The sequence below is a fragment of the Myxococcales bacterium genome (genome assembly GCA_012513515.1).
Lineage (GTDB): Bacteria > UBA10199 > UBA10199 > 2-02-FULL-44-16 > JAAZCA01 > JAAZCA01.
The window spans coordinates 19,245-27,242 of sequence record JAAZCA010000007.1 but is presented as its reverse complement, the minus strand read 5'-3'; the positions used below and the strand labels follow the sequence as shown (position 1 = coordinate 27,242).

Annotated in this window: 7 protein-coding genes; all 7 read left to right on the top strand. The window is 50.1% G+C overall.

All coding sequences use genetic code 11. The annotated features are described in order from the left end of the window. Positions 1 to 376, top strand: a 376-nt coding sequence (locus GX659_01650) for a hypothetical protein (GenBank protein NLD27495.1), incomplete at its 5' end; no start/stop codon positions are given. A 17-nt stretch (positions 377 to 393) separates the two neighbouring features. After that, positions 394 to 1,884, top strand: a complete 1,491-nt coding sequence (locus tag GX659_01645) for a UDP-N-acetylmuramoyl-L-alanyl-D-glutamate--2,6-diaminopimelate ligase (GenBank protein ID NLD27494.1) — start codon at positions 394 to 396, stop codon at positions 1,882 to 1,884. After that, the gene (locus tag GX659_01640) at positions 1,881 to 3,269 is read left to right on the top strand and encodes a UDP-N-acetylmuramoyl-tripeptide--D-alanyl-D-alanine ligase (protein ID NLD27493.1); all 1,389 of its coding nucleotides are present in this window, start codon (positions 1,881 to 1,883) and stop codon (positions 3,267 to 3,269) included. The genes GX659_01645 and GX659_01640 overlap by 4 nt, the downstream gene beginning before the upstream one ends. A gap of 13 nt (positions 3,270 to 3,282) precedes the next feature. Further along, positions 3,283 to 4,359, top strand: coding sequence for a phospho-N-acetylmuramoyl-pentapeptide-transferase (locus GX659_01635; GenBank protein NLD27492.1), 1,077 nt, complete (start codon positions 3,283 to 3,285; stop codon positions 4,357 to 4,359). Between the two features lie 16 nt (positions 4,360 to 4,375). Further along, complete coding sequence (murD, locus tag GX659_01630; GenBank protein ID NLD27491.1) at positions 4,376 to 5,749, top strand: UDP-N-acetylmuramoyl-L-alanine--D-glutamate ligase; 1,374 nt, start codon at positions 4,376 to 4,378, stop codon at positions 5,747 to 5,749. Positions 5,750 to 5,804: 55 nt separating this feature from the next. Further along, complete coding sequence (gene ftsW / locus GX659_01625) at positions 5,805 to 6,896, top strand: putative lipid II flippase FtsW (GenBank protein ID NLD27490.1); 1,092 nt, start codon at positions 5,805 to 5,807, stop codon at positions 6,894 to 6,896. Next, on the top strand, positions 6,893 to 7,996 hold the full coding sequence (murG, locus tag GX659_01620; protein ID NLD27489.1) for an undecaprenyldiphospho-muramoylpentapeptide beta-N-acetylglucosaminyltransferase: 1,104 nt from the start codon (positions 6,893 to 6,895) through the stop codon (positions 7,994 to 7,996). The genes ftsW and murG overlap by 4 nt, the downstream gene beginning before the upstream one ends. Positions 7,997 to 7,998: the final 2 nt, after the last annotated feature.

Here is a 7,998-nt window from a genome sequence, read left to right as displayed (position 1 = left end):
TTTCAGGGAAATAGCCGAGTCAACCCTTCATTATCTGAAGGTCAAAGGATCCCCTGCCATTGTTGCTGACAGCATTTTGAAGCAGCTTCCTCCAGCTGATGGTCAGGGCGACATCGCGCAGCTGCGCTCGGCGGATGATGTCAAATTTCAGGAAGTGGAAAGCGACGATTCCGATGGAGACAGCAAAAGGGCGAAGGTTTGGCGCATGCCGGATCTCAACGGGCTCACCATGAGGGGCGTTTTGGAGGCATCCGGCGATACCGAGATAAACTGGAAATTCGAGGGGTCAGGAATAGCTGTTCAGCAGTCGATACCGCCAGGAGCGGTGGTTTCCGCGAACTCTTTATGCAAGGTGGTTTTCAAACCGCTCATGTGATCGGCAGGATTTATATTATGATGCTGAAGGATATCATTTCCGGAGTGAATGTTATTTCGACAACGGGGAGCCGCGATGTCGAGATAAAGGGAGTGGCATATTCCTCATCCGACGTTTCTAAGGGGTTTTGTTTTGTCGCGCTGAGAGGCGCCAATACCGACGGAAACAAATTTGTATCCGATGCATTGGCAAGAGGGGCTGCGGCAGTGGTGACTGAAAGAGCGGATTGCAACTGCGGCAACGCGGTTAAAATAGTTGTCAGTGATGCGCGGGAGGCCATGGCCAGAATATCATGCTCGTTCTATGGCAATCCCAGTTCCGAAATGAAGCTCGTTGGAGTTACTGGCACAAACGGGAAGACGACCACCACATATCTTTTGGAATCCATATTTCTTTCGAATGGTATGAATCCCGGTGTGATAGGAAGTATAGAATACAGGTACGGGGGATCGCGGTTCGAGGCACGCCACACGACGCCGGAATCGGCAGATCTTCAAAAGATGCTGAGAGATATGCGCATGATCGGCATAGACGCCTGTGCCATGGAGGTGAGCTCTCACGCTCTTTCCCAGAAACGAGCCGAGTGTACAGGTTTCGACGCCGCCGTTTTCACGAATTTGACTCCTGAACATCTCGATTATCACAAAGGGATAGAGGAGTATTTTGAAGCCAAGGCCGTACTTTTTGCCAGGCTCCTCGAGACAGAGGGAAAGAAAAGCGCGTTTGCGGCGATAAATTGCGATGATGAATATGGACGAAGAATGGTTAAAAAATGCGCGACTCCGGTTCTCAAATACGGAATGGGAAGCGGGATGGACATCACGTGCGATAAGCTGAAGTTTAATTCTGACGGCATAGAGATGAAAGTTATCACTCCTCAAGGAAACTTCGATTGCCGTTCAAGGCTGTGCGGAAGATTCAACGCCGAGAATATCCTCGCCGCTGTCTCGGCGGCTTCGGGGTTGGAAATAGACTTGAGCGCTATTGCGGCTGGAGTTGAATCCCTTTCCACAGTTCCGGGGAGGTTCGAGAACGTTCCAAACAGAAGAGGAATACTGGCCATCGTGGATTATGCGCATACGCCTGATGCGCTAGAAAACGTTCTTAAAAATGCAAGGGCTATGCTGAGGGAGGGAGGTAGACTTATATCGGTATTCGGCTGCGGAGGGGACAGAGATTATAAAAAGAGGCCCATGATGGGCAAGGCCGCCGGTTCCCTTTCTGATGTGGCGATAGTTACCAGCGACAATCCCAGGACGGAAAATCCTGAAAAAATAATAGAAGATATTTTGCCGGGGCTTTCATCTTCAGCCTCCGAGTTCTCCGGCGAGAATGGATATCTGATCATTGAGGATCGCAGGGAGGCAATAGCCAAGGCTGCAGCGATCGCCAGGAGTGGTGATATTCTGGTGGTGGCTGGCAAAGGACATGAGGATTATCAGATCATAGGAGATCAAAAGAGGCATTTTGATGACAGAGAAGTTCTGGAGGAAATTCTTTCAATATGAAATTTAAGATGGACGAAATAGCTCGAGCTACAAACGGTACCGTGATCGGGGGCAGAGGTGAACACCTCTGCGTAGGAATTGGAATAGATTCGCGCAAGGCGAATCGCTCTGAGCTTTTTGTAGCGATAAAAGGGGCCCATTTCGATGGTCACGATTTCATTCCTTCGGCGATCGAGATGGGAGTGTCATCATTTTTGGTCAAGAGGGGATTCCCGGCTCCGAAGGGATGCCACGTAGTAGAAGTTGAGGACACTGAAAAAGCGCTTGGCGATATAGCGTTATGGTGGAGGTCTAAATTTTTGATTCCCGTCATAGCTATAACCGGAAGCAACGGAAAATCCACCACCAAGGAGATGGCCTTCTCGATCCTTTCGACTTTGGGGGATGTACTCAAGACGGAGGGGAATTTCAACAACCTGATAGGACTTCCCCTGACGGTTTTCAGGCTCGGCGGTTCGCACGTGGCTGCGATATTGGAGATGGGGATGAATGCTCCCGGCGAGATTGCGAGGCTCGCCGATATAGCCAGACCTGGAATTGGGCTCATAACCAATGTCACAGCCGCCCATCTTGCAAAACTGCACAGCGTTGATGCGGTAGCTCATGCCAAAGGCGAGCTTTTCGAAAAAATGGGAAATGAAGGGACGATAATAGTTAACAACGAAGATCCGTGGGTAAGAAAACTCGCCGAAGGTCACAGGGGGCCTCGCATAACTTTCGGGATGAGAAATAATTCCGATGTGAGGTTTTTGAGCATGGACACGGACGGGCTCGATTCGATGGAGCTTTCTATCTCGGTTATGGGAAAGGAGCTAAAGCTAGCGCTTCCGGTTCCAGGCACACATAATCTCATGAATGCAATGGCTGCGATATCAGTCGGGATCGCTCTTGGAGTCGACCCTGAAGAAGCTACTCACAGACTTTCAAATTTTACCCCGATGGCGATGCGATTCGAACAGGTGCAACTGGCAAACGGAGTCAGGGTTGTAAATGATTCGTACAATGCCAATCCGGAATCGATGCGGGCGGCTTTCAGGACTGTGGGGTCGGCCAAGAGGACAGGAAAATTCATAGCCGTGCTTGGCGACATGCTCGAACTGGGAAGCGAGTCCGAGTCTCTGCATGAGCAGTTGGGCAGCGATGCCGTGCGGCTAGGCGTTGACATGATCTATGTCGTCGGAAATTTCTCGAGCGCCATCAAGGCTGGGGCGTCTGAGGCCGGGATGTCCCAGTCGGATATAACCGTCTTTGATGATATCGGCAAAATTGCAGGGGATTTGGAAGATATCCTAAAGGCGGGCGATGTCGTATTGGTAAAGGGCTCGCGGGGAATGAAGATGGAGAAAGTCGTAGAGTCTTTGAAACATTCCATAGGAATGGGATGAGGAGCGGCAGGGGATGCTATATTATCTTTTATATCCGCTGTACGACAGGTTCGTAGGTTTTAACGTCATAAGGTATATCACCTTCAGGACGTTGATGGCCGCGTTTACGGCGATGTTTATCTACTTCGTTTTCGGGAAGCCGTTCATTCGCTTTCTCGCCAAAAAGCAGTTTTGGCAGACCGTCAGGGACGACGGTCCAGTTACCCATATGGACAAAAGGGGAACGCCTACGATGGGAGGCATACTGATATGGATATCGGTTTTTGCCTCGATACTGCTGTGGTCCAAATTTTTAGATCCCTTCATTATTCTCGCTTCGGCCATAATCATAATATTCGGTGTGATAGGTTTTATAGACGACTACAGGAAGGTGATACTTAGGGATGCCAAGGGGCTTCGTGCCAGATGGAAATTTCCGCTTCAGCTAATTTTTGCCACCTTTGCCGTCATGGTTCTTTTCGATGTTATGGGGATGGATAGAAATTTAGTGGTACCATTTTTCAAAGGACTCCAGCCCGATCTGGGATGGTTCTACATTCCGTTCGCGGCCCTCGTCATTGTGGGAGCATCAAACGCCGTGAACCTTACGGATGGTCTCGATGGGCTCGTAAGCGTCCCGGCTATGGTTGCGTTTTTGGCCTATGCAGTTTTGGCTTACGTCGCAGGGCATGCCGCGATCGCCAGATATCTGACAGTCCAGTTCGTGCCCGGAAGCGGAGAACTTTCGGTGCTATGTGGCGCGTGCGTCGGAGCGTGTATAGGGTTTCTGTGGTTCAACGCACACCCTGCTTCAATATTTATGGGGGATGTAGGCTCCATCCCGATGGGCGCCCTGCTTGGATACGTAGCCGTGGTCACCAAAAATGAAATTCTACTGATAGTGATAGGCGGAATCTTCGTCCTGGAAACGATATCGGTCATAACTCAGGTGATATCGTTCAAACTCACAGGAAGAAGGATTTTCAGAATGGCTCCGATTCACCACCATTTTGAACTCAAGGGGTGGTCCGAGTCGAAGGTGATAGTCAGGTTTTGGATAATATCGATAATATTGGCGCTGGTCAGTTTGGCCACGCTCAAAATAAGGTGATTTTAAAAGGGTGCGGATGAACTTCAGGGGTAAAAAAATTGTCGTCGTGGGCCTCGGAAAATCCGGGATCGCTGCCGCGCGTTTTCTCGCGCGCGAAGGGGCAGTGGTAACTGCCCTGGACAGCAAACCCCAGGCGGAGATGGAAAATGCAATTCTCTCTCTGAAGGATGTCGGTGTCTCTCTCAGATTTGGCGGAAATGATCCCGCTGTAATATCTTCCTCTGACATGGCAGTAATAAGCCCCGGGGTTTCACCTAGCCTTGAGGGTCTCGAAGATATTTGCAGGCGAGGCGGGGCTGTCGTGGGAGAGATGGAGCTTGCGGTCGGTAGGATAGACAGACCGATAGTCGCTGTTACGGGCACCAACGGAAAGACGACGACGACCTCACTGATCGGGCATTTGCTTGAAAATTCCGGAATTCGCAGGGTAGTTGCTGGCAATATCGGCACTCCAATCCTGGATTTGGTGGATGACGCCAACAGGTCCGACGCCGTCATACTGGAGGTTTCGAGTTTTCAGATAGAGACGACGCCGTCGCTTGCCCCTAAAATATCTGTGCTTCTCAATATAACTCCGGATCATCTCGACAGACATGCCTCTTTCGAGGAATACGCTGAGTGCAAAGGGACTCTGGTAAAGAGAACAGTGGCCGATGGATTTGGGATATACAACGTGCGCGACGCTCTCGTATCCAGGATCGTTCGTGGCGCCACCTGCTCGCTCATCCCATTCGATGCCGAGGGCGGATCACATCTGAAATCAGGTTCGGCCGCATCATGGTTTGACGGAGAAGCCCTGATGGTTTCATCCGGAGGGGGAATCACCAGAAAGTATTCCTTGGAGGGGATCTCTCTCGAAGGGGTTCATAACAGGGAAAATATGCTCGCCGCGCTTACTGTGTGCGAGCTTCTTGGCGCCGATAGCGACTTGCTTCTCGAAGGGCTTAAGAGCTTCAAAGGCCTTCCTCACAGGATGGAACTCGTGCGCGATTTCGACGGAGTCAGGTATTTCAACGACTCGAAAGGCACCAACATAGGGGCTGTTGCGAAAGCGATAAGTTCGCTGGATGCTCCCATAATACTTATAGCAGGAGGGATCTCTAAAGGTGTGGATTTTTCCCCTCTCTCTTCGCTTGTGGAAGAGAAGGTGAAAAAACTCGTCCTCATAGGGGAATCCTGTGAAGAGATGTCGAGGATCTTCGAAGGTATTGCGGATATCACAAGGGCTTCATCGATGCGCGAGGCGGTTTTGATTGCCGCATCAGTGGCCGAACCTGGAGACGTTGTTTTGCTGTCTCCGGCTTGCGCCAGTTTTGATATGTTTAGGAACTACGCGGATCGCGGTGAGCAGTTCGCGAAGTGCGTTATGGAACTAGCAGACGAGAAATAGGACAAAGGAGAGCTGGAGCGTGAACGACGTAAGGTCTGATTACCAAAGAGTCCATATGGATTCAGCGCTGCTTTTCTGTGTGATATTCCTGGTTGGAATAGGAATCACTATGAATTACAGCGCCAGTGCCGTTCTTTCCGAAGACACCTACAGCGATAGCTATTACTATCTTAAAAGATCGCTGCTCTTCGCCTCGCTCGGCTTTGCTGCGATGGCCGCTACGATGAAGATATCCTATGTTCACTACAGGCGTGTAGTGTATCCGATATTGTTAGTAGCTATACTGCTCGTTGGATCCGTATTCATCCCGGGAGTTGGAAAAACGATAGGCGGAGCGACAAGATGGATAAACCTGGCCGGAATAAGATTTCAACCGTCGGAAGCTGCAAAAGTGGCCATGATAATCTTCCTGGCGTATTCTCTGGAGAAAAAGAGTAAAAAAATATCCAGCTTTGCCGTGGGTTTTTTGCCTCATATCGTATTCATGGGCGTGGTCGCGGCCTTCGTACTGATGCAGAAGGATTTTGGATCAGCGATGACGATAGCCATAATAACATGGTTCATGATGTTCGTTGCCGGGGTGAAAGTGAAATATCTGGTGGGTATGTTTGTGGCTATGCTGCCGCTTATCTTCATGCTGGTTTCAGGATCGGATTACAGAAAACAACGCATACTATCATTCATGAATCCATGGAGCGATCAATATGGGTCCGGCTTTCAGATCATCCAGTCTTTTGTCGCTTTCAATCAGGGAGGCTGGCTGGGCAAGGGACTTGGTCAGGGCCAGCAGAAGCTCTTTTATCTCCCCGAGGCTCATACGGATTTTATATTTTCAGTGATAGGTGAAGAACTCGGCATACTCGGAATTTCGGTGGTGATAGCACTCTTCTGCTTCTTTTGTTACAGAGGCCTGAGGATATCCTTAAACGCGCCCGATCTTTTCGGCAGATATATCGCCGTTGGATGTACGCTGCTAATAGGGATGGAGGCTCTTTTGAACATGGGCGTCGTGATGGGACTTCTCCCTACCAAAGGGCTGACCCTTCCCTTCGTAAGCTATGGAGGGTCATCGCTCGTAGTATCTCTCGCGGCGGTTGGGATATTGCTCAATATATCGACATATAAAAGAGTGCAGGGGACTTTGTGAAGATTAAGACTGGCAAAAACAGCGTCATGATAGCGGCTGGCGGCACAGGCGGGCATATATTTCCGGCTGTAGCTATTGCAGAGGGCATGAAGCTATGCCTTCCTGAGATATCGATCAGCTTCGTTGGCACTGATCGTGGAATAGAAGAAAAAACTATTCCCGCGCTCGGATGGAAACTATCTATAATGAAGAGTTCGAGTTTCAAGGGAGCCGGTGCAGCGGCGAAGCTCATGACGCTTTTACATCTGCCCATTTCGATAGTTTCCGCCATGAGGCTTCTGCTCTCCGAGAGGCCGTCGCTATTGGTTTGCATAGGCGGATATGCTTCGGTGCCGGTTGGCTTGGCTTCATGGGTTTTTGGCATTCCAATAGTGCTCGTCGAGCCCAATGCCGTTCCGGGGTTGGCAAACAGGCTACTCGGGCGTTTTGCCAGATTGATATTCACGGGTTTTAATCAGGCTTCCTCGTATTTCAGCGATGCTAAGACGATAAAATATGGGATACCTGTGAGAAGAGATGTAATCGCTGCAAAGAGGATGTCATTCAATGAAGATGGAAAACTCAACGTGTTCATATTTGGCGGTTCGCAGGGGGCGATGCGATTGAATGAGTCGATGATGGAAGCCATACCTCTTATGAAGGACGTGAGCGGTAGAATCCGAATCATACATCAGACTGGAAACGCCAAGGCAAGTATTGAACTCGCAGATAAATACAAAGCAGCCGGCATTGATGCATCGACTTTCGTCTTTACTGACAAAATATGGGAATGTTATGCGAAGGCCGACCTCGTCATAGCGCGCTCCGGGGCCGGAACAATTGCCGAGCTGGCGGCCCTTTCCCTTCCATCCGTGCTGGTGCCTTATCCATTTGCTGCGGATGACCACCAGAGGGCAAATGCGAAGCTTCTTTCCGATTGCGGCGGCGCAATGCTCGTCGACAATGTCGATTTTTCGGGAGCCAAGGCTGCGATGATCATAAGGGAGTTCGTAAATACGCCTGAGAAGTTAATTGAAATGAGGGATGCAATAGAGAGGCTGGGGTTTAGCAATGCGGCTCAAAGGATAGCGGAGAAATCACTGGAGATAATGAGATACTGACG

Coding starts and splice junctions, on each gene's coding strand:
- GX659_01645 (NLD27494.1), top strand. CDS start 394: ATGATGCTGAAGGATATCATTTCCGGAGTGAATGTTATTTCGACAACG.
- GX659_01640 (NLD27493.1), top strand. CDS start 1,881: ATGAAATTTAAGATGGACGAAATAGCTCGAGCTACAAACGGTACCGTG.
- GX659_01635 (NLD27492.1), top strand. CDS start 3,283: ATGCTATATTATCTTTTATATCCGCTGTACGACAGGTTCGTAGGTTTT.
- murD (NLD27491.1), top strand. CDS start 4,376: ATGAACTTCAGGGGTAAAAAAATTGTCGTCGTGGGCCTCGGAAAATCC.
- ftsW (NLD27490.1), top strand. CDS start 5,805: ATGGATTCAGCGCTGCTTTTCTGTGTGATATTCCTGGTTGGAATAGGA.